Source organism: Burkholderia sp. Bp9012 (genome assembly GCF_003853825.1).
GTDB classification, from domain to species: Bacteria; Pseudomonadota; Gammaproteobacteria; order Burkholderiales; family Burkholderiaceae; genus Burkholderia; species Burkholderia diffusa.
Genome location: NZ_QTQA01000006.1, coordinates 105,117 through 131,081 on the forward strand (window position 1 = coordinate 105,117; position 25,965 = coordinate 131,081).

25 protein-coding genes and 5 tRNA genes are annotated in these 25,965 nt (G+C 66.9%); 13 read left to right on the forward strand and 17 right to left on the reverse strand.

Translation table 11 applies throughout. The annotated features are described in order from the left end of the window. Window positions 1–127: 127 nt before the first annotated feature. Entirely contained in the window at window positions 128–889 is a 762-nt protein-coding gene (locus tag DIE11_RS10050; protein WP_059599140.1) for a FadR/GntR family transcriptional regulator, read from the reverse strand. Window positions 890–1,317: 428 nt separating this feature from the next. On the opposite strand from DIE11_RS10050, the gene gudD reads away from it, so the two are divergent. Then, entirely contained in the window at window positions 1,318–2,670 is a 1,353-nt protein-coding gene (gene gudD / locus DIE11_RS10060; protein WP_124623282.1) for a glucarate dehydratase, read from the forward strand. Between the two features lie 42 nt (window positions 2,671–2,712). Here the strand turns inward: gudD and DIE11_RS10065 are convergent, their stop codons facing one another. The 3 genes from DIE11_RS10065 to DIE11_RS10080 all read right to left on the reverse strand — a co-directional run bounded on the left by DIE11_RS10065 (window position 2,713) and on the right by DIE11_RS10080 (window position 5,316). Beyond that, window positions 2,713–3,177 (reverse strand): DUF2214 family protein, encoded by a 465-nt coding sequence (locus DIE11_RS10065; protein WP_124623284.1) that lies wholly within the window; start codon window positions 3,175–3,177, stop codon window positions 2,713–2,715. Window positions 3,178–3,214: 37 nt separating this feature from the next. Beyond that, window positions 3,215–4,015, reverse strand: coding sequence for a hypothetical protein (locus DIE11_RS10070; RefSeq protein ID WP_124623286.1), 801 nt, complete (start codon window positions 4,013–4,015; stop codon window positions 3,215–3,217). 236 nt (window positions 4,016–4,251) lie between these two features. Then, window positions 4,252–5,316 (reverse strand): glycosyltransferase family 4 protein, encoded by a 1,065-nt coding sequence (locus DIE11_RS10080; RefSeq protein ID WP_059599136.1) that lies wholly within the window; start codon window positions 5,314–5,316, stop codon window positions 4,252–4,254. Between the two features lie 561 nt (window positions 5,317–5,877). Here DIE11_RS10080 and DIE11_RS10085 point away from each other — a divergent pair. Further along, window positions 5,878–7,707, forward strand: coding sequence for an ABC transporter ATP-binding protein (locus DIE11_RS10085; RefSeq protein WP_124623290.1), 1,830 nt, complete (start codon window positions 5,878–5,880; stop codon window positions 7,705–7,707). 96 nt (window positions 7,708–7,803) lie between these two features. Here DIE11_RS10085 and otsA read toward each other — a convergent pair whose 3' ends face one another. Together otsA and otsB are read right to left on the reverse strand one after the other, a co-directional pair. After that, complete coding sequence (otsA, locus tag DIE11_RS10090) at window positions 7,804–9,180, reverse strand: alpha,alpha-trehalose-phosphate synthase (UDP-forming) (RefSeq protein ID WP_059607101.1); 1,377 nt, start codon at window positions 9,178–9,180, stop codon at window positions 7,804–7,806. Then, a complete protein-coding gene (otsB, locus tag DIE11_RS10095) occupies window positions 9,177–9,929 on the reverse strand; it encodes a trehalose-phosphatase (protein ID WP_059607107.1) in 753 nt (250 codons plus the stop codon). Before otsB ends, otsA begins: the two co-directional genes overlap by 4 nt. Window positions 9,930–10,211: 282 nt before the next feature. Here otsB and DIE11_RS10100 point away from each other — a divergent pair, with 282 nt between their 5' ends. Genes DIE11_RS10100 through DIE11_RS10110 form a run of 3 tightly spaced genes read left to right on the forward strand, consistent with a single transcriptional unit; the run spans window position 10,212 to window position 12,188 of the window. Continuing rightward, window positions 10,212–10,856, forward strand: a complete 645-nt coding sequence (locus tag DIE11_RS10100) for an SCO family protein (protein ID WP_124623292.1) — start codon at window positions 10,212–10,214, stop codon at window positions 10,854–10,856. An 8-nt stretch (window positions 10,857–10,864) separates the two neighbouring features. Continuing rightward, window positions 10,865–11,305 (forward strand): copper chaperone PCu(A)C, encoded by a 441-nt coding sequence (locus tag DIE11_RS10105; RefSeq protein ID WP_124623294.1) that lies wholly within the window; start codon window positions 10,865–10,867, stop codon window positions 11,303–11,305. Between the two features lie 10 nt (window positions 11,306–11,315). Next, a complete protein-coding gene (locus tag DIE11_RS10110; RefSeq protein WP_124623296.1) occupies window positions 11,316–12,188 on the forward strand; it encodes a cytochrome c oxidase assembly protein in 873 nt (290 codons plus the stop codon). A 19-nt stretch (window positions 12,189–12,207) separates the two neighbouring features. On the opposite strand, the gene DIE11_RS10115 is transcribed toward DIE11_RS10110, so the two are convergent. Both DIE11_RS10115 and DIE11_RS10120 read right to left on the reverse strand, forming a co-directional pair. After that, entirely contained in the window at window positions 12,208–12,699 is a 492-nt protein-coding gene (locus DIE11_RS10115) for a GNAT family N-acetyltransferase (RefSeq protein WP_124623298.1), read from the reverse strand. A 127-nt stretch (window positions 12,700–12,826) separates the two neighbouring features. Then, entirely contained in the window at window positions 12,827–13,693 is an 867-nt protein-coding gene (locus tag DIE11_RS10120) for a pirin family protein (RefSeq protein WP_124623300.1), read from the reverse strand. Between the two features lie 110 nt (window positions 13,694–13,803). Between DIE11_RS10120 and DIE11_RS10125 the strand changes: the two genes are divergently transcribed. Next, on the forward strand, window positions 13,804–14,721 hold the full coding sequence (locus DIE11_RS10125) for a LysR family transcriptional regulator (RefSeq protein ID WP_059607090.1): 918 nt from the start codon (window positions 13,804–13,806) through the stop codon (window positions 14,719–14,721). A gap of 133 nt (window positions 14,722–14,854) precedes the next feature. Then, on the forward strand, window positions 14,855–15,358 hold the full coding sequence (locus tag DIE11_RS10130) for a GAF domain-containing protein (protein ID WP_124623302.1): 504 nt from the start codon (window positions 14,855–14,857) through the stop codon (window positions 15,356–15,358). 138 nt (window positions 15,359–15,496) lie between these two features. Here DIE11_RS10130 and map read toward each other — a convergent pair whose 3' ends face one another. Both map and DIE11_RS10140 read right to left on the reverse strand, forming a co-directional pair. Further along, on the reverse strand, window positions 15,497–16,303 hold the full coding sequence (map, locus tag DIE11_RS10135; protein ID WP_124623304.1) for a type I methionyl aminopeptidase: 807 nt from the start codon (window positions 16,301–16,303) through the stop codon (window positions 15,497–15,499). Beyond that, the gene (locus tag DIE11_RS10140) at window positions 16,303–16,539 is read right to left on the reverse strand and encodes a ParD-like family protein (RefSeq protein ID WP_124623306.1); all 237 of its coding nucleotides are present in this window, start codon (window positions 16,537–16,539) and stop codon (window positions 16,303–16,305) included. The genes map and DIE11_RS10140 overlap by 1 nt, the downstream gene beginning before the upstream one ends. Before the next feature lie 148 nt (window positions 16,540–16,687). Between DIE11_RS10140 and DIE11_RS10145 the strand changes: the two genes are divergently transcribed. The 3 genes from DIE11_RS10145 to DIE11_RS10155 all read left to right on the forward strand — a co-directional run bounded on the left by DIE11_RS10145 (window position 16,688) and on the right by DIE11_RS10155 (window position 18,664). Then, a complete protein-coding gene (locus DIE11_RS10145) occupies window positions 16,688–17,347 on the forward strand; it encodes a helix-turn-helix domain-containing protein (protein WP_059678707.1) in 660 nt (219 codons plus the stop codon). Further along, window positions 17,344–17,892 carry a GNAT family N-acetyltransferase gene (locus DIE11_RS10150; RefSeq protein WP_124623308.1) on the forward strand — a complete coding sequence of 183 codons (549 nt, stop codon included), beginning with the start codon at window positions 17,344–17,346 and terminating at the stop codon, window positions 17,890–17,892. Before DIE11_RS10145 ends, DIE11_RS10150 begins: the two co-directional genes overlap by 4 nt. A 283-nt stretch (window positions 17,893–18,175) precedes the next feature. Further along, entirely contained in the window at window positions 18,176–18,664 is a 489-nt protein-coding gene (locus DIE11_RS10155; RefSeq protein WP_124623310.1) for a hypothetical protein, read from the forward strand. 63 nt (window positions 18,665–18,727) lie between these two features. Here the strand turns inward: DIE11_RS10155 and DIE11_RS10160 are convergent. From DIE11_RS10160 to uvrC, 7 genes are all read right to left on the reverse strand, one after another. Continuing rightward, window positions 18,728–18,801 (reverse strand) — tRNA-Cys (locus DIE11_RS10160). A gap of 101 nt (window positions 18,802–18,902) precedes the next feature. After that, a tRNA-Gly gene (locus DIE11_RS10165) sits at window positions 18,903–18,978 on the reverse strand. A gap of 51 nt (window positions 18,979–19,029) precedes the next feature. Then, a tRNA-Gly gene (locus DIE11_RS10170) sits at window positions 19,030–19,105 on the reverse strand. 52 nt (window positions 19,106–19,157) lie between these two features. After that, a tRNA-Gly gene (locus DIE11_RS10175) sits at window positions 19,158–19,233 on the reverse strand. 53 nt (window positions 19,234–19,286) lie between these two features. Beyond that, a tRNA-Gly gene (locus DIE11_RS10180) sits at window positions 19,287–19,362 on the reverse strand. Window positions 19,363–19,506: 144 nt separating this feature from the next. Continuing rightward, window positions 19,507–20,094, reverse strand: coding sequence for a CDP-diacylglycerol--glycerol-3-phosphate 3-phosphatidyltransferase (gene pgsA, locus DIE11_RS10185; protein ID WP_006757520.1), 588 nt, complete (start codon window positions 20,092–20,094; stop codon window positions 19,507–19,509). A gap of 99 nt (window positions 20,095–20,193) precedes the next feature. Next, a complete protein-coding gene (gene uvrC / locus DIE11_RS10190; protein ID WP_124623312.1) occupies window positions 20,194–22,224 on the reverse strand; it encodes an excinuclease ABC subunit UvrC in 2,031 nt (676 codons plus the stop codon). A 76-nt stretch (window positions 22,225–22,300) separates the two neighbouring features. Here uvrC and earP point away from each other — a divergent pair, with 76 nt between their 5' ends. From earP to DIE11_RS10205, 3 genes are all read left to right on the forward strand, one after another. Further along, on the forward strand, window positions 22,301–23,488 hold the full coding sequence (gene earP, locus DIE11_RS10195; RefSeq protein WP_124623314.1) for an elongation factor P maturation arginine rhamnosyltransferase EarP: 1,188 nt from the start codon (window positions 22,301–22,303) through the stop codon (window positions 23,486–23,488). A gap of 138 nt (window positions 23,489–23,626) precedes the next feature. Further along, the gene (gene efp, locus DIE11_RS10200) at window positions 23,627–24,184 is read left to right on the forward strand and encodes an elongation factor P (RefSeq protein WP_059607070.1); all 558 of its coding nucleotides are present in this window, start codon (window positions 23,627–23,629) and stop codon (window positions 24,182–24,184) included. Between the two features lie 271 nt (window positions 24,185–24,455). Next, a complete protein-coding gene (locus DIE11_RS10205; RefSeq protein WP_124623316.1) occupies window positions 24,456–25,841 on the forward strand; it encodes a sigma-54 dependent transcriptional regulator in 1,386 nt (461 codons plus the stop codon). The last annotated feature ends 124 nt before the right edge of the window (window positions 25,842–25,965 follow it).

Genomic DNA, 25,965 nt, shown 5'->3' on the forward strand with positions numbered 1-25,965 from the left:
CACGATGCGCGTGCCGACGGATGCGTCGCCAGCAATAAAACGATCGGCGCAATCGCACCGATCTTATACGATGACTGATGTTGCGGCGATATTCGACGTGACCCGCGGCATTGTGCGGGCCGTCTCGTCAGCTGGCCTGCGTGTCGCGTTCCGCCTCGGCCGCCTCGTGCGCACGGCGCAGCCGCTCGCGGCTGTTGGTCAGGTGCGTGCGCATTGCGGCACGCGCGGCCTCCGGGTCGTGACGCGCGATCGCCTCGTAAATGTCTTCATGCTCGTGATTGAGCCGGCCGACATAGCGCTCGAGGTCGTCACCGGCGAAGCGCGCCGAATTCACGCGCGTGCGCGGAATGATCGACGCGCCGAGCTGCGTCATGATGTCGACGAAGTAGCGGTTGCCGGTGGACTGCGCGATCTGCAGGTGGAACTGGAAATCGAGCTGCGCCGTGTCGCGACCGCCGCCCGCCCCCGACGCGATTGCGTCGAGCGCCCGCCGCAGCGCGGCGAGGTCGGTATCGTTCGCGCGCTGCGCGGCGAGGCTCGCGCATTCGCTTTCGAGGCTGATGCGCAGCTCGAGCACGGCTAGTACGTCGCGCAGCGTCGTGATGGTCGCGGGATCGATGCCGAGTGCCTGGCGGCGCGTCGGTTCGAGCACAAAGCTGCCGATGCCGTGGCGCGTCTCGACGAGGCCGCTCGCCTGCATCCGCGAGATCGCTTCGCGCACGACCGTGCGGCTGACGCCCTGCGCCGCCATGACTTCGGTTTCGGTCGGCAGCTTGTCGCCGGGACGCAGCGTGCCGTTTTCGATCTGCGCGGTCAGCGCGTCGACGACATCTTGTGCGAGGCTGCGTGCGCGACGGCGCGGCGCTGCGGGAAGCGTGGGCACGGACATGAGGCCGGTTCCTTTTTGAATGATCGTAATGTGAGCCGAGGGTTTACGCGGGGTTTGAGCGAACGCCGATGATTCATTATACTGCGTCACAAGTCATCCGACGACTGATGATAGCGATACGGATCTCCTGTTGACCAAGGCTGGTGTACAAGCACCTGCCGGGTCCCGTGGTTCGCGATCGGCCAGCATTCGCGCTTGTGCGCGGCTGCCGGCGCCCGGTTTCACGGTCGACACCGAAGCGCGCATCCGCGCTTGGCTCCGGTCCGCCGCGACACCGGCATCAAGCGGGTCGCCCTCACCCTTTCGGGTTGCTGTCGACATGCGGGGCTTGCGCGCCGCGCACGTCGGTTGTCGAATGATCGCACCTCCCGCCGCGCGCGGCAAAGCTTTTGCCGCACGGCATTGCCCACTCTTTCGCCATCGCCGCCATGAACGCCGTCACTGCCTCGCCTTCCCACGACACGCCGCGCATCGTCGACCTGCAAGCCATCCCGGTCGCCGGCCACGACAGCATGCTGCTCAACCTGAGCGGTGCGCACGGCCCGTTCTTCACCCGCAACCTCCTGATCCTGAAGGACAGCGCGGGCCGCACCGGCGTCGGCGAGGTGCCGGGCGGCGAAAGCATCCGCCGCACGCTCGAGGATGCGCGCGCGCTCGTCGTCGGTCAGCCGGTCGGCAACTACCATGCGGTGCTCAACGACGTGCGGCGCACCTTTGCCGACCGCGACGCGAGCGGCCGCGGCCTGCAGACCTTCGACCTGCGCACCACGATCCACGCGGTCACCGCGCTCGAAGCCGCGCTGCTCGACCTGCTCGGCCAGCACCTCGGCGTGCCCGTGGCCGCCCTGCTCGGCGAGGGGCAGCAGCGCGAGCGCGTCGAGATGCTCGGCTACCTGTTCTACGTCGGCGACCGGACGCAAACCGCGCTGCCCTATCGCGACGGCCGCGGCGCGACCGACGACTGGACGCGCGTGCGCGACGAGGCCGCGCTGACACCCGAGGCGGTCGTGCGCCTCGCCGAAGCCGCGCATGCGCGCTACGGGTTCAACGACTTCAAGCTGAAGGGCGGCGTGTTCGAAGGCGCGCGCGAGATCGAAGCCGTGACGGCGCTCGCCGAGCGCTTCCCCGACGCGCGCGTGACGCTCGATCCGAACGGCGCGTGGTCGCTCGACGAGGCCGTGCGGCTGTGCCGCGACCTGCATCACGTGCTCGCCTATGCGGAAGATCCGTGCGGTGCGGAAAACGGCTACTCGGGCCGCGAGGTGATGGCCGAATTCCGCCGCTCGACCGGGCTGCCGACGGCGACCAACATGATCGCGACCGACTGGCGGCAGATGGGCCATGCGGTGCAGTTGCAGGCGGTCGACATCCCGCTCGCCGACCCGCACTTCTGGACGATGCAGGGCTCGGTGCGCGTCGCGCAGATGTGCCGCGACTGGGGCCTCACGTGGGGCTCGCATTCGAACAACCACTTCGACGTGTCGCTCGCGATGTTCACGCACGTCGCGGCCGCCGCACCCGGTCGAGTCACCGCGATCGACACGCACTGGATCTGGCAGGACGGCGAACGGCTGACGCGCGAGCCGCTGAAGATCGAGAACGGGCTCGTGGAAGTGCCGAAGCGTCCGGGTCTCGGCATCGACATCGACATGGATGCGGTCGCGGTCGCGCACGAGTTGTACAAGCAACACGGGCTCGGCGCGCGCGACGATGCAGCCGCGATGCAGTATCTGATTCCGGGCTGGACGTTCAACAACAAGCGCCCCTGCCTCGTGCGTTGAGCGCAGGACGAGCCAGGCGGCTGGTCCGCCCGGCCGGAAGGCCTAACCGGCCGCCCCGATCCCCCGCGCCATTCCCGACGCGGCGAACACGATGACCATCACGAGCATGGCCTGCCAATGGCCGATGCGCACATAGGTCCGTGCGCGGCCCAGATCGGGCATCTGCTGTTGCCGCGCGGCGATGCGCCAGCGGATCAGCCCGAGCATCGGCACGATCTCGAGCAGGAGGATCAGCACGAGCGCGGTCATCTTGAGGTGAAAGAGCGGCGCGTGAAGGTAATACGCGGCGCCCTTCTCGAAGCCGCCGAACGCGCGCGCGAGCCCCGTCGCGATCAGCACCAGCGCGGACAATCCCCAGGCCGCGTCGGCCTTGAACACGCCGGGCAGGTCGGTGGCCTGCGCCGACGCGATGACCCGGCGCAGCGCGCGGTTGCGCCCCGCGATCGCGGCGAACGCGACGCCGAACGCCATGAGGTGAACGGCTGCCAGCAACCAGCGAACGATCATTGCGCCTCCTTGTCGCCCGCGCGCCGCGCAGGCCTTGTCAGACGATCTGCTTGAGCGCGGCGTCGAGCGCGAGCACCGCAACGCGGTCACCCTCGGTCGCGAGCGGCGCGCGCATCACGATCTGCCGGTTATGGCCGACGGCCGCCGGAGAATCCCACAGCAGTTCCACCTTCGGCCGCCGAAACAGGCTGCCGCGACGCGGCGGCACGGCGGCCGCCTGCGCGCCCTGCTCGGCCGCGGCGGACGCGCCCCGGCCGGGCCAGCGCACCGACAGTTCGCGCGCGTCGTACTGGCCGACCTTACGGCTCTCCATCCAGACGATCGCGGTACGCGTGAGCGTATCGAGCGAGATCGCGTAGCGGCCGACCGCGAAGCGTCGCGCGGCCACGTTGGTGCGCCACAGCGGCCGCGGGCGACACATCCACACGATCGCCGCATACAGCGCCGGCGCGGCGATGAGCCAACCGTTGGTCGCCGTCACCGCGTGCAGCGCACGGCGCCAGCCGGCCGCCCACGCGAACGCGCCGATCGACCACACGGCAAACAGGAAACCGATCAGCGCGAAGACCCGCAGCGCCTGGCGCAGCCACTGCGGCAGCGGATGGAACGGCCGCTCGGCGCGCGCGACGGCGCCCGGCAGCGCGAGCAGCAGGAAAATCAGCACGAGATAGACGAACGCCCACGGCGACGACACCATCGCCGACAGCGACGCGCGATAGCCCATCTGCGACATCGAGAACAGCCAGCGCGCGAGCAGCACGAGACCGATCGCGCGCAACGCGAAGATCACGCCGGCGCCGGGGGCCGGCGCTGCGCGCGTGGTTTTCGATCTCGCCAAGACTGCTCTCCTCTCGATGTTCGTGCGGGGCCGGATTTCGCGGCACGGCCATTATAGGGACATTACCGTCTGGACAGACGACCGGATGGCGTGCCGGGCCGCTTCCGGGACCGTTCGCGGCGCCGGGCGCGGCGAGAATACAACAGATCGGCGCCGCAGATGTGACAACGCCCCGCCGGGGACCCGGACGGGGCGTCAATGACGGCCTCAGCCGCAGTGCGGCCGACGCTCCGGCATCAGCCTGCGTTGACTTCGCGCAGCACCGTGCGGTGCTTCTGGCGCAGCAGTTCCTCGTAGCCCTTCACGTAGTTCTGCGCCATCACCTTCGACGAGAAACGTGCTTCGAACGCGGCGCGCACCTTCTCGCGCGGCAACGTATCGAGACGCTTGAGCGCCGCGACGGCCGACAGTTCGTCTTCGACGACGAAGCCCGACACGCCGTTTTCGATCACTTCCGGCACCGAACCGCGCTTGAATGCGATCACCGGCGTGCCGCAGGCCATCGCCTCGATCATCACCAGGCCGAACGGCTCCGGCCAGTCGATCGGGAACAGCAGCGCGTGCGCGTTGCCAAGGAATTCGGTCTTTTCCGACTCGCTGATTTCGCCGATGTACTCGACGTGCGGCAGCGCGAACAGCGGCTTGATCTTCTCTTCGTAGTACGCGCGGTCGGCCTTGTCGAGCTTCGCGGCGATCTTGATCGGCAGGCCGGCCTGCTCGGCGATGCGAATCGCGGTGTCGACGCGCTTCTCCGGCGAGATGCGGCCGAGGAACGCGAGGTAGCTCGGCTTCACGTTCGGGATCGGCGTCAGCAGGTTTTCCGGCAGGCCGTGGTACACGGTCGACAGCCAGTTCGCCTGCGGCAGCGGGATGCGCTGGTTGTCGGAGATCGACACGACCGGCACGTCGCTGAACGCGTTGAAGATCGGCTGCAGTTCCGGCAGGTCGAGACGGCCGTGCATCGTCGTCAGATGCGGGACCGGCTGGCGCGAGAACAGCGAGAACGGGTAGTAGTCGATGTGGCAGTGCAGGACGTCGAACTCTTCCGCACGGCGGCGCACCTGCTCGAGGAGCAGCATGTGCGGGGCCATCACGTCGCGGATCGTCGGGTCGAGGCGCAGCGCCTGCGGCCAGCACGCTTCGAGCTTCGCCGACGTTTGCGAATCGCCGCTCGCGAACAGCGTGACGTCATGCCCCATCTCGACAAGCGCTTCGGTGAGGTAGGACACCACTCGCTCGGTACCACCGTACAGTTTCGGGGGCACCGCTTCGTGCAACGGAGCGATTTGGGCGATTCGCATGCGTAACTCCTAAAAAATCGGCTAAAAACCAGGTATGGGTCGGCAACCTGCCGGCGGTCCGGGCTGGATGCATTTCGTCCGAAAATCGGACGAATCAGCCTGCCGGGGGCGTCGAACCCGCGCTGCTCAAGGAGCGTCGGCGACGCGACAGGCATAGAACGTTTGAAACGAAGACCCGTTGACAGGGGTTCGTAAAAACCTGGAATCGAACCCGGAGCCGATTATCTAGGGTTAATCCCGATACGGCGCACAACATTTCAAACACTTTACTTTGTTACAAAGGTGCAACACTTTGCAACCCGCGGACTTGGGCGTCCGTTCTAGAGTGGAAGGCCCTTTTGGCGTTCCGAGTCGTCCCCTCGCTGCCGGCATCGCGATTCCGGCGCATGCGGCAGGACGGATGCCGAATTTTATCTCAAAATTGGTCGCGCGCCCCTGACCAAGGCAAGATTCGCGCAGCGCAATGCACGGCCTTGTTTACAATGCCGGATTATTCAGTCCGGGCGACCGTGGGCTGCGATCCACCGATCCGCTCAATCACCGAATCACCGCACGCATATTTTGGAATCTCTCACCCCTGCCCAGCGCAACGCCCACAACGCGAAGCTGTCGAGCTACGCGCATCGGCCGATCGCGTTTCTGTTCCGCTACATCCGCCTGCATCCCGTCGCGCACCTGATCGTGCTCTGCAGCGTGCTGGCCGCCGTCGGCTGCGCGCTCGGCTCGCAATACGCGATCAAACACCTGATCGACGTGCTCGCGACCGGGCGTCATCATCCTGGCCCGCTGTGGAGTGCGTTCGCGCTGCTCGTCGGGCTGATCGCGGCCGACAACCTGCTGTGGCGCGTCGGCGGCTGGGTCGCCGCGCACACGTTCGTCGCGGTCACCGGCGACCTGCGGCGCGACCTGTTCCAGTACCTGATCGGCCATTCGCCGACGTACTATTCGGAAAAGCAGCCGGGCACGCTCGCGAGCCGCATCACCGCCACGTCGAACGCCGTCTATACGTCCGAGAACACGATGGCGTGGAACGTGCTGCCGCCATGCATCGCTGTGATGGGCGCGATCCTCATGATCATCGTGGTGAACCCGCTGATGGCCGCCGGCCTGCTCGGCTGTTCGGCCGTGCTCTCGGTCGTGTTGTTCAAGCTTGCCGGGCGCGGTTCCGCGCGCCATCACGCGTTCGCGTCGAAGGCCGCGGCGGTCGACGGCGAGCTCGTCGACGTGATCGGCAACATGGGCCTCGTGCGCGCGTTCGGGATGACGCTGCGCGAACAGAAGCGCTTCGGCGCAACGGTGAAGGCCGAGATGGACGCGCGCCAGCAAAGCCTGCTCTATCTCGAGAAGCTGCGCCTGCTGCACGCGGTGATCACCGCGATGCTGTCCGCCGGCCTGCTCGGCTGGGCACTGTGGCTGTGGGACCAAGGCCGCGCGACCTCCGGCGACATCGTGCTCGTCAGCTCGCTCGGCTTCACGATCCTGCACGGCACGCGCGATCTGGCGGTCGCGCTCGTCGACGTCACGCAGCATGTGGCGCGCCTGTCCGAAGCCGTGAAGACGCTGCTCGAGCCGCACGGGATGCCGGACCGCTCCGACGCGCAACCGCTGTCGGCCAAGGGCGGGCGCGTCGATTTCGAACGCGTGACGTTCGCGTATCCGCATCGCCGCGCGATCCTCGACCACTTCGACCTCCATATCGAACCGGGCCAGCGCGTCGGCCTCATCGGCAAGTCGGGCGCCGGCAAGTCGACCGTGCTCGCGCTGCTGCAGCGCTTCTACGACACGCAGGACGGCGCCGTGAAGGTCGACGGGCAGGACGTGAAGGCGATCACGCAGGACAGCCTGCGGCACGCGATCGCGCTCGTGCCGCAAGACATCTCGCTGCTGCACCGGACCATCTACGACAACATCGCATACGGCCGCCCCGAGGCGACCCGCGAGGAAGTGCTCGCCGCCGCGCGCGACGCCCGCTGCTCGGAGTTCATCGAGGCGATGCCGGAAGGCTATGACACGATCGTCGGCGACCGCGGCGTGAAGCTGTCGGGCGGCCAGCGCCAGCGCATCGCGATCGCGCGTGCGATCCTGAAGGATGCGCCGATCCTGCTGCTCGACGAAGCGACGTCCGCACTCGACAGCGCATCCGAGGAAGCGATCCAGAGCGCGCTCGACCGCCTGATGGTCGGCCGCACGGTGATCGCGATCGCGCACCGGCTGTCGACGCTGCGCAACTTCGACCGGATCATCGTGATGAGCAACGGCAAGGTGATCGACGACGGCAGCCCCGACGTGCTGCGCAACCGTCCGGGCCTGTACCGCGACCTGCTCGCGAAGCAGCACGGCCGCCATCACGCGCCCGACGGCACCGCACCGACCGGCGAACGCGTGGCCTGACGCCGCGCAGCGCAGCCGACAAAAAAAGCCGCCGTGCTTCGCGCACGGCGGCTTTTTTTCACGGCATCGCGCGGCCTCCGCCGTGCAGCGCGCGGGTTACACGCGCTGCAGGTCGCGCAGGAAGTTGTCGCGCCACACCGACACGTTGTTCTCGCGCAGCTGCGCGATCATGTCCGCATAGCGCGCGCGCCGCTCGGCGAGCGGCATCGTCAGCGCCTGCGACAGCGCATCGGCCATCCCGTCGATGTCGATCGGATTGACGATCAGCGCACCCGTCAGCTCGCGCGCTGCGCCCGCGAAACGCGACAGCACGAGCACGCCCGGATCGTCCGGATTCTGCGCGGACACGTATTCCTTCGCGACGAGGTTCATGCCGTCGCGCAGCGGCGTCACGAAGCCCACGCGCGCGAGGCGATACAGCGCGGCCAGCACCTGTCGGTCGTACTGGCGGTGAATGTAGAGGATCGGCGCCCAGTCGAGCTCCGCGTAGCGGCCGTTGATGCGCCCCGACTCCGCTTCGAGCTGCAGGCGGATGTCCTGGTACGCGCGCAGGTCGGCGCGCGTCGACGGCGCGATCTGCAGGAACGACACGCGGTTGCGGATCGACGCCTGGTGCTCCAGCAGCTTCTCGAACGCGCGGAACCGCTCGACGAGCCCCTTCGAATAATCTAGCCGGTCGACGCTCATGATCAGCTGGCGCCCGCGCAGCGACATGGCCATGCGCGCGGCCTTGCCGTTCTCGCCGGCCTGCGCGAGCGACGCGATCTCGTCCGGATACACGCCGATCGGATAGGCGGCCGCACGCAGCGTGTTGCCGAACGCGCTGACGCGCACCGTGCGCCCTTCGCGCGCCACTTCGCCGCCGGCCTCGAACTCGATGTAGTCGCAGAACGCGCGCAGGTCCGGCTCGGTCTGAAAGCCGAGCAGGTCGAACGCGCACAGCGACTCGACGAGCTCGCGATGCGGCGGCACGTTGACGAGCACCTGCGCGGCCGGAAACGGAATGTGTAGGAAAAAGCCGATGCGGTTCTTCACGCCGGCCGCACGAAGCGCACGCGCGAACGGGATCAGGTGATAGTCGTGCACCCAGATCACGTCGTCGTCCTGCAGCAGCGGCACGAGCTGCTGTGCGAGCCAGACGTTCACGCGGCTGTAGCCTTCGAACTCGTGGCGGTCGTACTGGATCAAGTCGGCGCGGTAATGAAACGCGGGCCACAGCGTCGCGTTCGAGAAACCTCGGTAGTACTGGTCGTAATCGCGGCGTGACAGCCCGACGGTCGCGAACGTCACGGGGCCGCGCTCCTCGACCCGGATCTGCGGCGCACCAGACGCGACCACCTCGCCGCTCCAGCCGAACCACATGCCGCCCGTCTCCTTCAGCGCGTCGTACACGCCGATCGCGAGGCCGCCCGCCGCCGGCTCGCCTTCCGAAATCGGGGCGACGCGGTTCGAAACGATGATGAGTCGACTCATGCGCCCTGCTGCTCCGCGCCAAGCCAGCGGGCGATCTGCTCGTGCAGCGCGTCGACCGAGTCGAGCCGCGTGCGGGCCGACGTCTCGCCCGCGCCGACCTTGATCGACAGGCCGCCGCGCGCGTTGACCACCGCGAAGCCCTTCTCGTCGGTCAGGTCGTCGCCCGCGAACAGCGGCACGCGGCCCGCGAACGGCGGCTCGTCGAGAAACGCGGCCAGCGCGCGCCCCTTGTCGACGCCCTTCGGCTTGATCTCGAATACCATCTTGCCGGGCTGCAGCACGTACGCATCCGCATATTCGGCGACGAGGCGCTCGGCCGCCTCGCGCGCGGCCGGCTCGCGCTCGGGCGCGTTGCGGTAATGCAGCGCGACGGCCGCACCCTTGATTTCGAGCAGCATGCCCGGATGACGGTCGACGACGGCCGCGAGCTCGCGCTCGATGCGCAGCAGCCGTTCGTCGTTGAAGCCGATACGCTGCGTGTCGCCGTTCGCATCGCGACGCTCGGCGCCGTGCAGGCCTGCGATCGGCAGGTCCGGCATGTTCAGGAACGTGTCGAGATTGTCGATGCCGCGACCCGACACGACGGCGACCGCACCGTGCGTGCGACGCCGCAGTTCATCGAGCAGCGTCAGCAGCGACGGTGGCACGTGAATGCTGTCGGGCGTCGGCGCCAGCTCGACGAGCGTGCCGTCGAAGTCGAAAAAGAACGCGGTATCGGTCAGGGACAGGGAAGCCGGAACGGATTGCATCGATTCGATGGTCTGAGGAGCGGCCTGCAAACGCGGGCCGCCGCTGCGAGAATGGAATTGTGCGCATCTTACCGCGCCTGCGTAGCGAGATGGGCGAAACCGGTGGCGGGCGAGCCTCGCGCAGCCATCCGCGTCAACTGCGACATATTGCCCCGCTCGCCCATGCCGTACGGGTTTCGAAAGGACGCAGGCGCAGGAATTGCGCTACAGTCTGCAACCGCCGGCCGCGCGACGCATGGCGCCGCGCCGGCCGACGACCGTTCCGTCCGATCGAGCCCCAGGATGTCGTCTGCCCGTCCCGCGCCGCACCGGCGCCTCTTCAGTCTGACCCGCTTCGTCCGCACGGTCGCGGCGCTGACCGCCGCCGTCGCGCTCGCCGCATGCACGCACGACGAGCAGAACTGGCACCTGACCAACGTCACGGGCCACCTGCCCGACCTGTCGTTCACGCTCACCGGCGGCGACGGCCATGCGGTCGACGCGAACGCGTTTCGCGGCCGCGTCGCGCTCGTCTACTTCGGCTATACGCACTGTCCGGACGTCTGCCCCGAAACGATGGCACGCCTGATGGAAGTGCTCGCGAAGCTCGGCCCGCGGGCGAACGACGTGCGCATCCTGTTCGTCTCGGTCGACCCCGCGCGCGACACGCCGCAGACGATGCAGGCGTACGTCGCCGCGTTCGACGCCGCCCACGCGCGCGGCCTGACCGGCACCGACAGCCAGATCGAATCGCTCGCGAAACGCTATCGCGTCGCGTACCAGATGGAAAAACGCGATCCGTCCGGCGGCTACGAGGTTACGCACAGCTCGGCCGTCTACATCTTCGACGCGAACGGTCGCGCGCGCCTGCTCGCGACCGACCGCGATTCCCCCGACGCCATCGCCGCCGATGTGCGCCGGATCATCGACACCGCCTCCACCACCTGAACTCCGACATGAAGACGCCCCTCAAGACGTTCGCCCTCCTCGCCGCGCTGTGCACCGGCGCGCACGCGTATGCCGCCGGCGCGATCATCGCGCAGAACGCATGGGTGCGCTGGCTGCCGAACAAGCTGCCCGCAGGCGGCTACGTGACGCTCGTCAACACGGGCGACAAGCCGGTCGATCTCGTCGACGTCGACAGCCCCGACTACGGGATGGCGATGCTGCACCAGACCGTGTCGAACGGCTCGACGCAGAAGATGGAAATGGTCGACAAGCTGACGATCCCCGCGCGCGGCAAGGTCGACATCGCGCCGGGCGGCTATCACTTCATGCTCGAGGAACCCAGGCACACGATCAAGCCCGGCGACACCGTGCGCCTGCGCCTGAAGTTCTCCGATGGCGAGACGGTCGACACGCCGTTCGCCGTGAAGTCGCCGGCCCAGGCGAAGTGATGCGCGCGCGATGAACGTCCTGTACTGGCTCGATCCGTGGGAACCGTCGCCGACCGTGGTCATCGCGGTGCTGACGGCCGCCGTGCTGTTCGCGCGCGGCGTGAAGAAGGCGAAGGTGTCGCCGCTGCGGCAGTTCTCGTTCTGGCTCGGGCTGACGGCGCTCTACATCGCGCTGCATACCCGGCTCGACTACTTCTTCGAGCACGAATTCTTCATGCACCGTGCGCAGCACCTCGTGCTGCATCACCTCGGGCCGTTCTTCATCGCGCTGGCCTACCCGGGCGCGGCGATCCGCGCGGGCATACCGTTTCGCTGGCGGCAGCGCTTCGTGCGCCCCGCGCTCGCGTGGGCGCCCATGCGCGCGACGCTCGACGTGGTGTTCCATCCGGTCGTCGCGGTCGTGCTGTTCGTCGGGCTGATCTATTTCTGGCTGCTATCGCCGATCCACTTCATCGCGATGCTCGACTGGCGCCTGTATCGCGTGATGAACTGGAGCATGGTAATCGACGGGCTGCTGTTCTGGTGGCTCGTCGTCGATCCGCGTCCCGCGCCGCCCGCGCGGCTGTCACCGGGCCGCCGGATCCTGATCGTCGTCGCGGCGATCCCGCCGCAGATCGCGCTCGGTGCGCTGATCTTCTTCACGCCGCACGAGTTGTATCCGATCTACTCGATCTGCGGACGCGCATTCACGTGGCTCAGCCCGCTGCGCGATCAGCAGATCGGCGGCCTGCTGCTTTGGATCCCGGGTTCGATGATGAGCGTGATCGGCGCGCTGATCGCGCTGCGGCACTGGCTGCGACTGTCGGCGCGCGGCCGCCTGGTCGACGAACGGGCGGCCGCCCGGCACGCGCAGAACTCGCCGGTGACTCGCGCCGCCCACTGACGGCGCGGCGCGCGGCGCGTCAGCCGCGCGCGCTGGTCATCCACACGTGCGGGATGCCGTCCTCGTCGTGCACGTCCGAGCTCGGCGCGAACCCGAATGCCCCATAGAAGCGCTGCAGATGAGCTTGCGCATGCAGGCTCACCTGCGCATCCGGCCACTGCGCGCGGATGAACTCGAGCGCGCGCGACAGCAACGCGTTGCCGAGGCCCGCGCCGCGAAACGGCGCGGTCGTCAGCACACGGCCGATGCGCACGTCAGTGTGCTGCGCATCCGGCAGCAGCACGCGCAGATAGCCGGCGAGGCGGCCCGCCGGGTCGTACGCGGCCAGGTGCCATGCGGCCTGATCCGCACCGTCGATGTCGCGATACACGCAGTTCTGCTCGACAACGAACACGGCGCTGCGCGCGTCGAGGATCGAATAGAGTTCACGCGCCGTCAGCGCGTCGAAGGATTTCCAGTGCCAGTCGAGATCGTCGGCGCGCACGGAGGCGGCAGGTGCGGAAGCGTTCATGGTCGGTCCTGAATCAAGCGCGCCGGCCGGCGCGCAGCAACCGATGATTATGCCTCGAAGCGCACGCGGCACGCGTGCCGCCGCGCCGCGCATGAAAAAAAGCCCCGCATTGCGCGGGGCCTGTCCGTCACACCGGCATCTGGCCGAAGCGGCCGCTGTTGAAATCGTCGATCGCAGTCCGGATTTCCTCTTGCGAGTTCATCACGAACGGCCCGTAACCGACGACCGGCTCATCGATCGGCTCGCCGCTCAGAATCAGCAGCTTGGCATCGCCGTTCGCTTCGATCTCGACGTCGCGGCCGTCGCGGCTCAGTTGCACGAACTGCGCTTCGCGGGCGACCGTCTCGCCGTTCACCAGCAATGTCCCGCTCAGCACGACCACCGCGAGCGTCCGCCCTTCGGCGATCGGGAACCGTGCACGGCCGCCTGCTGCAAGCCGCACGTCCCACACATCGATCGGCGTGTGCGTGCGGGCCGGGCCGCGCCGCCCGTCGAACTCGCCCGCGATGATCCGCGCGCGACCTGCGCCGTCCGGCAATTCGACCACCGGGATGTCCGCGTTCAGAAGCGTCTGATAACCGGGCGCACCCATCTTGTCGGCCGCGGGCAGGTTCACCCACAGCTGCACCATCTCGAGCGGGCCGCCACGCTTCGTGAACGCTTCCGAGTGAAACTCCTCGTGCAGGATCCCGCTCGCGGCCGTCATCCACTGCACGTCGCCCGGGCCGATCACGCCGCCCGCGCCGGTCGAGTCGCGGTGTGCGACTTCGCCCTCATAGACGATCGTCACCGTTTCGAACCCGCGGTGCGGGTGCTGTCCCACCCCGCGCGGCGCCGAAGCCGGCTCGAAGTTCGCAGGACCGGCGTAGTCGAGCAGCAGGAACGGGCTCAGATGTGCGCCGTGAGACTGATAGCTGAACATCGATCGCACCGGGAAACCGTCGCCGACCCAATGACCGCGCGGCGCACTGTACACACCCTGGATCTTCTTCATTTGCCTTCTCCGAATTGCGGCGAAACACGTGTTTCGCATCCTGAGAAGGAATATAGAGGTGGAACGATCGATGCGGTAGACTGCCAAAATCGCACTCAGCGTTCTATTTAATGAACGATAACGAACGGGATCTGAACGATCTCTATTACTTCGTGCAGGTGGTCGAGCACGGCGGCTTCGCACCGGCAGGACGCGCGCTGAACATGCCGAAATCGAAGCTGAGCCGCCGCATCGCGCTGCTTGAAGCGCGGCTCGGAATGCGGCTGATCCAGCGCTCGACACGCCGCTTCACTGTCACCGACGTCGGCCAGACCTATTACGCGCATTGTCGCGCGATGCTCGTCGAAGCGGACGCCGCCGACGAGGCGATCGCGCTGCTGCACGAGGAGCCGCGCGGCATCGTGCGGGTCAGTTGCCCGGTCGTGCTGCTCGATTCGCTGGTCGGCGCGATGATCGCCGCGTTCATGGTCACGTGCCCGCGCGTCGAGATTCATCTCGAAGCGACCAACCGGCGCGTCGACGTCGTCGGCGAAGGGATCGACGTCGCGATTCGCGTGCGCCCGCCGCCGCTCGAGGACAGCGATCTCGCGTTGCGCGTGCTGGCCGAGCGCGGGCAGTGTCTCGTCGCGAGCCCCGCGTTGCTGCGCGAGCGCGGCGTGCCGGCCGTCCCCGCAGACCTGACCCGCTTGCCGAGCCTCGATCACGGCGTGCCGCAGGCCGCGCACGTGTGGCGGCTGCGCGGCCCCGACGGCGCGCAGGCGGAAATCCATCACCAGCCGCGGCTCGTGACGGGCGGCATGCTCGCACTGCGTGCGGCGGCCGTCGCGGGCGTCGGCATCGTGCAGTTGCCGACGATGATGGTGCGCGACGAAGTCGCGCGCGGCGAACTGGCGACCGTGCTGCCGGACTGGGCACCGCGGCGCGAAATCGTGCACGCGGTGTTCGCGTCGCGGCGCGGGCTGCTGCCCGCGGTGCGCGCGCTGCTCGATTTCCTGGCCGAGCGGTTCGCCGAGCTCGAACCTGATTGAGCGACGGCGCTGCGCGTTCACCACGGCGCCCGCGAACCACGCGCTGCAAACGAGCCGCGCGTGCCGTAGACTGCGGGACGCGCATCGCGCTTTTCACAATCCCGCTGCCCATAACCCTTTTCGCATTTCAGCCATGTTCACGCTGTCCACCGCCCCTCACGCCTCCAAGGCCGAACTCTATGCGACGCTCGTCGAACAGGCACGCGCGCTCGTCGAAACGGAACGCGACCTGACCGCGAACGCCGCGAACTTCTCCGCGCTCGTCTATCACTCGCTCGACCGCCTGAACTGGGCCGGCTTCTATTTCTTCGACGGGACTGAACTCGTGGTCGGCCCGTTCCAGGGCAAGCCCGCGTGCGTGCGGATCGCGCTCGGCAAGGGCGTGTGCGGCACGGCCGCGCAGACCCGCGAGACGCAGGTCGTGCGCGACGTGCACGAATTCCCCGGCCATATCGCCTGCGATGCCGCGTCGGAATCGGAAATCGTCGTGCCGCTGGTGGCCGCCGACGGCACGCTGATCGGCGTGTGGGACGTCGACAGCCCCGTTGCCGCACGTTTCGATGACGAGGACCGCAACGGAATGGAAGCGCTGTGCCGCGTGTTCGTCGAGCACGCATGGCAGAAGGCGCGCGGTTGAGCCCCCGTTGAGCCGCGTGGCGCTGCGGGTCGCGGCGGTGGAGACGATCCTCTGCTGATCGCGCCGCGCGACTCCAAATGAAAAGGGCCCCATGACGGGGCCCTTTTCATTGCGCCGCTGCGTGCGGCACGCCGCGCGTCAGGCCGCGTGCGTGCCGGACAGCGCCGCGAACGCCGGCGGCTTCACATCGTCCGACAGGATCTCGAAGCCCTGCTCCGTCACGACGACCATGTGCTCCCATTGGGCGGATAGCGAATGGTCCTTGGTGACGACCGTCCAGCCGTCGGCCAGCACGCGCGTATCGCGCTTGCCCGCGTTCAGCATCGGCTCGATCGTGAAGATCATCCCCGGCCGCAGCGGCACGCCGGTACCCGGGCGGCCGTAGTGCAGCACCTGAGGCTCGTCGTGATATACGTCGCCGATCCCGTGCCCGCAATACTCGCGGACCACGCTGAACCCTTCTCGATGTGCGACCTGCTGGATCGCGTAGCCGACGTCGCCGAGCGTCGCGCCCGGACGAACCGCGCGGATGCCCGCATGCATCGCCTCGTAGGTCGTCGCGACGAGGCGCCGCGCCAGTTCGCCCGGCTCGCCGACGAAGTACATGCGGCTCGTGTCGCCGAACCAGCCGTCCTTGATCACCGCGATGTCGAGATTCACGATGTCGCCGTCGCGCATCGGCCGCGACGACGGAATGCCGTGACAGACCACGTGATTGACCGACGTGCACAGGGTTTTCGGATAGCCGTGGTATCCGATGTTCGCCGGGATCGCGCGGAGCTCGTCAACGATGTATTCGCGGCAGCGCGCATCCAGCTCGTCGGTGGTGACGCCCGGCTTCACGTGCTCGGTGATCATCGTCAGCACCTGGGACGCGAGCTTCGCGGCTTCGCGCGACCTGGCGATTTCCGCGGCACCGCGGATCGGGATTTCGCGTCTCGCCATCACGCCACCTGCTCGATGCCGTGGGCGACCAACTCTGTCGGTCGGGCATCGCCGCCGCGCGCTTCGGTCTCGATCAGCATCCGGCAGATATCGCCGTAGGACAGTGACGGATTGAGCTCCGCCAGCATCCCGACGCGCAGCCAGTGCTCGGCCTGTGCATTGATCGAACGGCTCAGCGCGGTGCTGGTCGAGCGCAGCCGTTCGTGCATGTGCTCGGATATCTTGATGATTCCCATATGTCTCTAATTAAACGAAATATAGCCGTTTCGTATATTACGCTCGCCCGGGTCGTCCGGCAAGCACGCGACCGACAGCGAATCGTCGACCGCGACGGCAGGAATCCCGTTGACATCAAATTCCAGCTTGCTGGACAATAAATCCATCATGCAAGAATCAACCGCTGCCCCCGCTGACGACACCGGCATCAACGAACGCATTGCCCGACGCGTGCGCGACCTGCGCACGCTGCGAGGCTACACGCTGGATGCGCTCGCCGCGCGCTCCGGCGTCAGCCGTTCGATGATTTCGCTCATCGAGCGTGCGTCGGCGAGCCCGACGGCCGTCGTGCTCGACAAGCTCGCGGCCGGTCTGGGCGTGTCGCTGGCCGGGCTGTTCGCCGGCGATCGCGACGACGCACCCGCGCAGCCGCTGGTGCGGCGCGCACAGCAGGCGGAATGGCGCGATCCGGCATCCGGGTACGTGCGGCGCAATCTGTCGCCGCCCGGATGGCCGTCGCCGATCCAGCTCGTCGAGGTCGATTTCCCGCCCGGCGCGCGCGTCGCGTACGACTCCGGCGGGCGCGAAAGCGCGCTGCATCAACAGGTGTGGGTCGTCCGCGGGTGCATCGACGTCACATTCGGCGATCAGCTTCACAAACTACACGAAGGCGACTGTCTCGCCATGCGCGTCGATCAGCCGCTGGTTTTCAGCAACCCGTCGTCGCACGTCGCGCGCTATGTCGTCGCGATCTGCGATGCCCCCGCCGCCATCGGCGCGCGGAATGTGTCATCCGTTCAAGGCCGACAGGCGCAGGAGCCCGTATGAATTCCCCGACACCGCGCGACGACGTGCGCCTGATCGATTGCAACGAGGCCGAGCATGCCGAGGCCATTCTCGAGATCCTGAACGATGCGATCTTGAACTCCACCGCGCTGTACGACTACCAGCCTCGCCCACCGGAAGCGATGATCACCTGGTTCGCGACGAAGCGCGCCGGTGGGTTTCCGGTCGTCGGCGCGGTCGACGAATCGGGCACGCTGGTCGGCTTCGCGAGCTGGGGCACGTTCCGCGCGTTCCCGGCGTTCAAGTACACGGTCGAGCACAGCGTCTACGTCCACCGCGACCATCGCGGCCGCGGGCTCGGCGAATTGCTGCTGCGCGAGTTGATCCGGCGTGCGCGCGAAGCTGACGTGCATTTGCTGGTCGGCTGCATCGACGCGACCAACAGCGGCAGCGTCGCGCTGCATACGCGGCTCGGCTTCGCGCACTCGGGCACGATCACCGAAGCGGGCTTCAAGTTCGGCCGCTGGCTCGATGCGGCGTTCTATCAGCTGAGGCTCGACACGCCGGCACGGCCGGTCGACGGCTGACCGGCATCGCCGAACGTTCGGCATGCTCATGATGACGCGGGCGGTATAGACGGCCCGCAGCACGCCCATCGCTTCGCCCGCGACAACGCGCGATCGCCCCCTCTCCCCACCGGAGCGCGTTGTCGCCCCTCCTCCGGGCCTTCCCGGGCCGAGGCCTCGCCCCTTTGCCCCGTGACTGCACGTGTGACGTTCGCCGCATTCTTCTGCGAGAACGGTAGCGATACGGTATTCCCCAGCGGTCGCAGCACGGCCGCGTACCGATCCATCACCCGGAGAATGCCGTATGAAAACGCCCCCTGTCCTGTCGCACCTTGCCGGATCGCGACGCGATGCCGGCCTCGCGCGCCGCGCGGCCCGACGCGTTGCGTGGTCGCTTGCCGCCCTCCCGCTTTTCTGCGGACAAGCGTTCGCGGCCGGCGCGTGTCCGACGCCGTTCGCGTTGAGCGGCAACACCGATCTGCTGTGGAAGGAAGTCACCAACAACCAGTGGCGCAACATGCTGCCGCGCGGCTGGACCGACAACGGTTTTCATTTCTACAGCCGGGTGCGCAGCCGCGGGCCGGAGAACGGCATCAACACGCCGTCGGACCTCGAATCGGAAATCCGCAAACAGGTGTCGGACGAACCCGCCGGCGGCGGCAACCCGAATCGGCGGACGATCACGCTGCCGATACTGAACAGCAAGGGCCAGCACCTGCTCGCGATTTACGACTACGACGGCAAGAGCACGTCGAAGTGCGAGTTGGTGACGCTGACGTATCCGGCGGAATAGATGCGCGAATGAGGCGCGGAAAAAAGAAAAGCCCCGCCGAAGCGGGGCTTTTCTTTTCTTACTTGGAGGCGCGAGCCGGAGTCGAACCGGCCTAAACGGCTTTGCAGGCCGCTGCATAACCGCTTTGCTATCGCGCCAAAAGCGGACTGTCCGGATGCCGTGGAGGCAAGCGACAGATTTTTTATTCGAGGACCATCAGTCCATCAAATAAAAAGGGAAGCGTGGCTTCCCCATTACTTGGAGCGGGAGACGAGTCTCGAACTCGCGACCTCAACCTTGGCAAGGTTGCGCTCTACCAACTGAGCTACTCCCGCATTGTCCTGCACCTGCAGCGCTTTGCCGTACAACACGCTGCCAGAAAAATCTGGAGCGGGAGACGAGTCTCGAACTCGCGACCTCAACCTTGGCAAGGTTGCGCTCTACCAACTGAGCTACTCCCGCATGTGTCCTGCATCTGCAGCGCTTTGCCGTACAACACGCTGCCAGAAAAATCTGGAGCGGGAGACGAGTCTCGAACTCGCGACCTCAACCTTGGCAAGGTTGCGCTCTACCAACTGAGCTACTCCCGCATGTGTCCTGCATCTGCAGCGCTTTGCCGTACAACACGCTGCCAGAAAAAATCTGGAGCGGGAGACGAGTCTCGAACTCGCGACCTCAACCTTGGCAAGGTTGCGCTCTACCAACTGAGCTACTCCCGCGTATTGATACGCTACTGCTTCCCCGTCACACACTTACTTCGTCGTGCAGCGGAGAAGCGAGATTATGTCGAAGGCACATTCGTGTGTCAAGGGCTTTTCCAGCCCTTTTTCCAAAAACCTGCGCAATCGACCATGCGGGGCCGATCACGCGCCGCCGCGCTCGCGAATCTGCGGCCATGCAAGCTTCATGTAGTACAGCATCGACCAGATCGTCAGCACCGCCGCGAGATACATCAGCCACTCGCCCCACACGCGCGTGTCGATCGTCGCGATGCCGAGCGGCAGCGGGCCGTAGTACAGCAGCATCGGGATCGCGACCATCTGGCACGCGGTCTTGAACTTGCCGAGCTGGTTGACCGCGACGCTCTTCGACGCGCCGATCTGTGCCATCCACTCGCGTAGCGCCGAGATCGCGATCTCGCGGCCGACGATCACGAGCGCGATCGCCGCATCGACCCGCGAAATCTGCACGAGGATCAGCAGCGCGGCGGTCACCATCAGCTTGTCAGCAACCGGATCGAGGAACGCGCCGAACGACGACGTCTGGTTCCACTTGCGGGCGAGAAACCCGTCGAACCAGTCGGTCAGCGCGGCGAGAATGAAGATCGCCGCCGCCGCGAGGTTGCGGTGCGCGCCGCCCATCACCGTGTCCGGCAGATAGAACACGCCGACGACGAGCGGGATCAGCACGATCCGTACCCACGTCAGGAAAATCGGGAAATTGAACGGCATGGCAGGCGGGTCAGTAAAGGATTTGCAATTGTGCCGTGTCGACCGGCCTGCCACAAGAACGCGAGATCGCGCGCAGGAGCCGCCGGCCGCACGGCCGCTTCAGTGAAGCTGCTTGTAGATCTGCTCGGCGAGAGCGTACGAGATACCGTCGACGCTCGCCAGTTCCTCGACGCTCGCGGCGACCACGCCGCGCAGCCCGCCGAACCGCGCGAGCAGTCGCTGCCGGCGTTTCGCGCCGATCCCTTCGAGCTCCTCGAGCCGCGAGGTCTGGCGCGCCTTCGCCCGCTTCGCGCGCATTCCGGTGATCGCGAAACGATGCGCCTCGTCGCGGATCTGCGCGACGAGCATCAGCGCGGCACTCTCCTTGCCGAGTTCGAGCGGCGCGCGGCCGTCCGCGAACACGAGCGTCTCGAGGCCGACCTTGCGCCCTTCGCCCTTCGCGACGCCGACCAGCATTGACGTGTCGAGCCCGAGTTCGGTGAACACTTGTCGCGCGATCTCGACCTGCCCCTTGCCGCCGTCGATCAGCACGATGTTCGGCAGCAGGCTCGATGCCTCGGCCTTGCGCGTCGATTCGCCGTCGATGCCGGCTGCGTCGTCGGCGGCCACCGCCTGCGCGGCCTGCTCGACCATCTTCTCGTAGCGGCGCGTCAGCACCTGCCGCATGGCCGCGTAATCGTCGCCCGGCGTGATCCCGGTGATGTTGTAGCGACGGTACTCGCCCGATTGCATCTTGTGATGGTGATATACGACGCACGACGCCTGCGTCGCCTCGCCCATCGTGTGGCTGATGTCGAAACATTCGATCCGCAGCGTGGCGAGATCGTCACCTTCGAAGCTGAGCGTCTCCGCGAGCGCGCGCGTGCGCGCCTGCTGCGAGCCCTGCTCGGACAGCAACCGTGCGAGCGCAATCTGCGCGTTCTGCTCGGCCATCGACAGCCACGCGCGCCGCTGCCCCTGCGGCTGCCGCACCAGCGAGACCTTGTGACCGGCCTGCTCGGACAGCAAGTCGAGCAGGTCGCGGCTCGCGGGCGCGTGGCTTACGACCAGCACGGGCGGCACGCGATTGCCGAGATAGTGCTGCGCGATGAACGCATCGAGCACCTCGGCCTCCACCGACGCCCCCGCGTCACGCGCGGCGGCAGCGTCTTCCTCGGGCGCCTCGGGCAATGCCGCGGCAGTTTCGTCGGCTGCGTCCGCCGCCTCGGCTTCGTCGCCGAGCCCGCCTTCGGCAAGCGTCAGCGCACTTTCGACGTGCGTCGGGAAATACGCCTTGTCGCCGAGATGCCGGCCGCCGCGCACCATCGCCAGGTTCACGCACACGCGCCCGCCCTGCGCGACGACCGCCAGGATGTCGACGTCGCTGTCGCTGCCGACCTCGATCGCCTGCTGGTGCAGCACCGTCGCGAGCGAGCTCATCTGGTTGCGCACGGCGGCCGCCTGCTCGAACTTCAGCTCGGCCGCGAACGCATGCATCTTCTGCTCGAGCTCCTTCATCACTTCCGACTGCCGACCGAGCAGAAACCGCGCGGCATTCGACACGTCGATCGCGTAGTCGTCCTCGGAAATCGCGCCGACGCACGGCGCCGTGCAGCGCCCGATCTGATGGAGCAGGCATGGCCGCGTGCGGTTGTTGAAGACCGAATCCTCGCAGGTGCGCAGCTGGAACACGCGCTGCAGGATCTGGATGCTCTCGCGCACGGCCCATGCGCTCGGGAACGGCCCGAAGTACTGGTTCTGCTTGTCGACCGAGCCGCGGTAGTAAGCCATGCGCGGAAAGCGGTGCGCGGTGAGCTTCAGGTACGGATACGACTTGTCGTCGCGAAACAGGATGTTGTAGCGCGGCGTGAGCGCCTTGATCAGATTGTTCTCGAGCAGCAGCGCTTCCGCCTCCGAGCGCGTGACGGTCGTCTCGATGCGTGCGATGCGCGTGACCATCATCGCGATGCGCGGCGACAGCTGCGTCTTCGTGAAATAGCTGGATACGCGCTTCTTCAGGTCGCGCGCCTTGCCTACGTAAAGTACGGCGCCCGCCGTGTCGTAGTAGCGGTAGACGCCCGGCATGTGCGGCAACTGCGCGAGGATCTTCTTGGGTTCGAACGGGATGTCGGCGGCTTCTGGGGATGTCATGCGTGATCCGGGTGCCTTGTGGCGCGGAACGGGTCCATTAGAATCGCCAGTTTAGAGCATTCACCGGTCCGCTTCGATGCCCCGCACCACCCCCGCCTCCCCTGCGCCGCTCGCACCCGACGAACCGATCGCGTGCGACCTCTTCTGCACCGTGATCGACAACTTCGGCGACATCGGCGTGTGCTGGCGCCTCGCGCGCCAGCTCGCACACGAGCACGGCTGGCAGGTGCGCCTGTTCGTCGACGATCTGCGCACGTTCGCGCGTCTGCTGCCGGGGGTCGATCCCGATGCCGGACGGCAGACGCTCGACGCCATCGTGATCGAACACTGGCATGCGGAAGCCGGCGACGCGCTGGAGATCGCCGACGTCGTGATCGAGGCGTTCGCGTGCGAGCTGCCCGGCGCGTATCTCGCGGCGATGGCGCGCCGCGCGCGCCGCCCCGTGTGGATCAATCTCGAATACCTGAGCGCCGAGGACTGGGTCGCCGATTTCCATCTGCGGCCGTCGCCCCATCCGCGGTACCCGCTGCTGAAGACGTTCTTCTTCCCGGGACTATCGGCCGGCACGGGCGGCGTGCTGAAGGAACGCGACCTCGACGCGCGCCGCGCGGCCTTCGAAGCCGACACGGCAGCGCGCGCCGCCTGGTGGCGGCAGGCGACCGGCGACGCGCCGCCGGCGCCGGGCACGACCGTCGTCAGCCTCTTCGCCTATGAAAATCCGGCCGTCGATGCGCTGCTCGCGCAGTGGCGCGACGGCCCGTCGCACGTCGTCGCGCTCGTGCCTGCCGGCCGCGTATCGCCGGCCGTCGCGCGTTTCTTCGGGGTCGAATCGTTCGTCGCCGGCGCGCGCGCGGCCGCCGGCAACCTGACCGCTTACGGGCTCGCGTTCGTCCCGCAGGCCGACTATGACCCGCTGCTGTGGGTGTCCGACATCAACTTCGTGCGCGGCGAGGACTCGTTCGTTCGCGCGCAATGGGCGCGCAAACCGTTCGTGTGGCACATCTACCCGCAGGCCGACGACGCGCACCTGCCGAAGCTCGACGCCGCGCTCGCGCACCTGTCGGCCGGCCTCGCCGACGCGCCGCGCGCCGCGCTCGAGCGCTTCTGGCACGCATGGAACGGCGGCGGCACGCCCGATTGGGCCGATTTGCTGCAACACCGTGCCGCGCTGGACGCCAACGCGGCATGCTGGGCCGACGCGCTGGCGGGCGTCGGCGATCTCGCCGGAAAGCTGGCGGAATACGCAAAATCTCAGTTAAAATAAGCGGTTATCCGACGGCTGACCACGCAAGCGCTCGCGTTTCGGGGCTCTTGGCACCCACCGGAACGCCCCCGCTTGCGCCGTCAGCCGTTGTGCAACGCTCAGGCACCTATTTATTTGATTGGATCAGGACAGTTTTTTATGAAGACCGCACAGGAACTCCGCGTAGGCAACGTCGTGCAGATCGGCAGCGACGCATGGGTCATCGCAAAGACGGAATACAACAAGTCGGGCCGTAACGCCGCCGTCGTCAAGATGAAGATGAAGAACCTGCTGACGAACGCAGGCCAGGAATCGGTCTACAAGGCTGACGACAAGTTCGACGTCGTCGTGCTCGACCGCAAGGAAGTGACGTACTCGTACTTCGCCGATCCGATGTACGTGTTCATGGACGCCGACTACAACCAGTACGAAGTCGAAGCGGAAATGATGGGCGAAGCGCTGAACTACCTCGAAGACGGCATGGCTTGCGAAGTCGTGTTCTACAACGAGAAGGCGATCTCGGTCGAACTGCCGACGATCCTGGTTCGCGAGATCACCTACACGGAACCGGCCGTCAAGGGCGACACGTCGTCGGGCAAGGTGCTGAAGAACGCCAAGCTCGCGACGGGCTTCGAACTGCAAGTGCCGCTGTTCTGCAGTACCGGCGACAAGATCGAAATCGATACGCGCACGAACGAATATCGCAGCCGCGCGTAATCGCTCGCGATTTCCGGATCGAACAAAGCGCCCTTCGGGGCGCTTTTTGTTTGCCTGCCGCCAACAGCACCGGTGCGTCGGCACCATCGACAATACAAAATCCAGCACTAAAGGTATTCAATTTGTATCATCGGTAACTGTTTTATAGCGACAAAGAAATAATGTACGTCAGGCGTTCAGCGGGGCATAAAATCAGTTTTTAATCTGACATGCGGCTGCGGCCGGCTCGACAGCCGACAGCCCGCCTCTCTTGACTCGACTCGCGTCCACCATGCCACACGCCCTGATTGTCGAAGACGATCCCAACAGTCTGTCCGGCCTGACCGCGCTGCTCGCCGCGGACGGCTTCTCGGTCGACACGGCCACGTCGCTCGCCGAGGCACGCACGGCGCTCGGCCGCTCGATTCCCGATGTCGTCCTGGTCGACCTGAACCTGCCGGACGGCAGCGGATTTGACCTGCTCCAGCATCTGCCGCAGCAGCAGCCGAACGGTTCGCTGCCGGTGATCGTGCTGACGGGCAACGCGACGGTCGAGAGCGCGATCGAAGGCCTGCGTCACGGCATCTGGGACTACTTGCTGAAGCCGATCAACATTCCGCGCCTGCGCAGCCTGCTGGCCCGGATTCCGCGCCCCTACGAACTGATCGACGAAGTGCGGACGCTGCGCGCGTCGCTGCGCCACCTGGGCCGTTTCGGCGCGCTGGTGGGCCGCAGCGAGGCGATGCAGCACGTGTACGACATGATCGAGCACAACGCCGGCACCGAAACGGCCGTGCTGTTCACCGGCGAAGCCGGCACGGGCAAGAAGCTGACCGCGCGCACGCTGCACGAGCTGAGCCGGCGCCGCAAGGGGCCGTTCGTGTCGTTCGACTGCCGCACGATCGCGCATGCCGGGCGTCACGGCGCGTCGCTCGACAGCGTGCTGTTCGGCCATGAACGCGGCGCGTTCGACGGCGCCGAGCGGCGCGAATCGGGCCTGTTCGAACAGGCCGGCGGCGGCACGCTGTTCCTCGACGAGATCACCGCACTGCCGCTCGTGCTGCAGGAAGCGCTGCTGCATGCGCTCGACTCGCAGAACTTCATGCGGATCGGCGGCACGAGTTCGATCGCGAGCGACTTCCGGCTGATCGCGGCCACGCGCCGCCCGGCCCGCGAGGCGGTCGCGAACGGCACGCTGCGCGAGGATCTATGGCTGCGTCTCGATGCGGCGTCGATCACGATGCCGCCGCTGCGCGAGCGCGAGGGTGATGCGCTCGCCATCGCGGACGCGCTTATCGACGAACTCAACCGCGAAGCGAGCGCCACCGGTCGCAGCACGACCGACAAGCGCGCGGCACCGGGCTTCGTGCGCGAATGCCTGTCCTACGAATGGCCCGGCAACGTGCGCGAATTGCAGGAGCGCGTGCGTTTCGCCTATGACGCGTCCGGCGATTTCATCGAAACGCTGCGCGCGGGCGAAGCGAGCTTCGCCGCCGGCGCCGCGCTGAACGGCAGCAGCGTGCAGATCAAGGTCGGCACCCCGCTGTCCGACGTCGAGGACCTGTTGATCCGCGCGACGCTCGACGCGGTCGGCGGCACGCGCCATCGGGCCGCGACGCTGCTCGGCATCAGCCCCAAGACGCTGTACAACAAGTTGCAGCGGATGAAGGTCAACTGACCGCGCCGCAGTTGTTCGGGGCGCGGGCGGGAGTTGACGGTTAGTTGCGTAAGGCCATGTCGCCTTGCGCCTCGCCCCGCCTCGATGGAAAAGCAAAAAGCCGCGCTTCTGCGCGGCTTTTTGC

Excerpts from the sequence above, each read along its gene's own strand:
- DIE11_RS10125 (WP_059607090.1), top strand. The coding sequence starts at position 13,804 with ATGAACGATAACGAACGGGATCTGAACGATCTCTATTACTTCGTGCAG.
- DIE11_RS10205 (WP_124623316.1), top strand. The coding sequence starts at position 24,456 with ATGCCACACGCCCTGATTGTCGAAGACGATCCCAACAGTCTGTCCGGC.
- DIE11_RS10130 (WP_124623302.1), top strand. The coding sequence starts at position 14,855 with ATGTTCACGCTGTCCACCGCCCCTCACGCCTCCAAGGCCGAACTCTAT.
- pgsA (WP_006757520.1), bottom strand. The coding sequence starts at position 20,094 with ATGCCGTTCAATTTCCCGATTTTCCTGACGTGGGTACGGATCGTGCTG.
- DIE11_RS10080 (WP_059599136.1), bottom strand. The coding sequence starts at position 5,316 with ATGCGAATCGCCCAAATCGCTCCGTTGCACGAAGCGGTGCCCCCGAAA.
- DIE11_RS10065 (WP_124623284.1), bottom strand. The coding sequence starts at position 3,177 with ATGATCGTTCGCTGGTTGCTGGCAGCCGTTCACCTCATGGCGTTCGGC.
- efp (WP_059607070.1), top strand. The coding sequence starts at position 23,627 with ATGAAGACCGCACAGGAACTCCGCGTAGGCAACGTCGTGCAGATCGGC.
- DIE11_RS10155 (WP_124623310.1), top strand. The coding sequence starts at position 18,176 with ATGAAAACGCCCCCTGTCCTGTCGCACCTTGCCGGATCGCGACGCGAT.
- DIE11_RS10120 (WP_124623300.1), bottom strand. The coding sequence starts at position 13,693 with ATGAAGAAGATCCAGGGTGTGTACAGTGCGCCGCGCGGTCATTGGGTC.
- DIE11_RS10150 (WP_124623308.1), top strand. The coding sequence starts at position 17,344 with ATGAATTCCCCGACACCGCGCGACGACGTGCGCCTGATCGATTGCAAC.
- DIE11_RS10115 (WP_124623298.1), bottom strand. The coding sequence starts at position 12,699 with ATGAACGCTTCCGCACCTGCCGCCTCCGTGCGCGCCGACGATCTCGAC.
- DIE11_RS10100 (WP_124623292.1), top strand. The coding sequence starts at position 10,212 with ATGTCGTCTGCCCGTCCCGCGCCGCACCGGCGCCTCTTCAGTCTGACC.
- otsB (WP_059607107.1), bottom strand. The coding sequence starts at position 9,929 with ATGCAATCCGTTCCGGCTTCCCTGTCCCTGACCGATACCGCGTTCTTT.
- otsA (WP_059607101.1), bottom strand. The coding sequence starts at position 9,180 with ATGAGTCGACTCATCATCGTTTCGAACCGCGTCGCCCCGATTTCGGAA.
- uvrC (WP_124623312.1), bottom strand. The coding sequence starts at position 22,224 with ATGACATCCCCAGAAGCCGCCGACATCCCGTTCGAACCCAAGAAGATC.
- DIE11_RS10140 (WP_124623306.1), bottom strand. The coding sequence starts at position 16,539 with ATGGGAATCATCAAGATATCCGAGCACATGCACGAACGGCTGCGCTCG.
- DIE11_RS10050 (WP_059599140.1), bottom strand. The coding sequence starts at position 889 with ATGTCCGTGCCCACGCTTCCCGCAGCGCCGCGCCGTCGCGCACGCAGC.
- DIE11_RS10145 (WP_059678707.1), top strand. The coding sequence starts at position 16,688 with ATGCAAGAATCAACCGCTGCCCCCGCTGACGACACCGGCATCAACGAA.
- earP (WP_124623314.1), top strand. The coding sequence starts at position 22,301 with ATGCCCCGCACCACCCCCGCCTCCCCTGCGCCGCTCGCACCCGACGAA.
- map (WP_124623304.1), bottom strand. The coding sequence starts at position 16,303 with ATGGCGAGACGCGAAATCCCGATCCGCGGTGCCGCGGAAATCGCCAGG.
- gudD (WP_124623282.1), top strand. The coding sequence starts at position 1,318 with ATGAACGCCGTCACTGCCTCGCCTTCCCACGACACGCCGCGCATCGTC.
- DIE11_RS10110 (WP_124623296.1), top strand. The coding sequence starts at position 11,316 with ATGAACGTCCTGTACTGGCTCGATCCGTGGGAACCGTCGCCGACCGTG.
- DIE11_RS10105 (WP_124623294.1), top strand. The coding sequence starts at position 10,865 with ATGAAGACGCCCCTCAAGACGTTCGCCCTCCTCGCCGCGCTGTGCACC.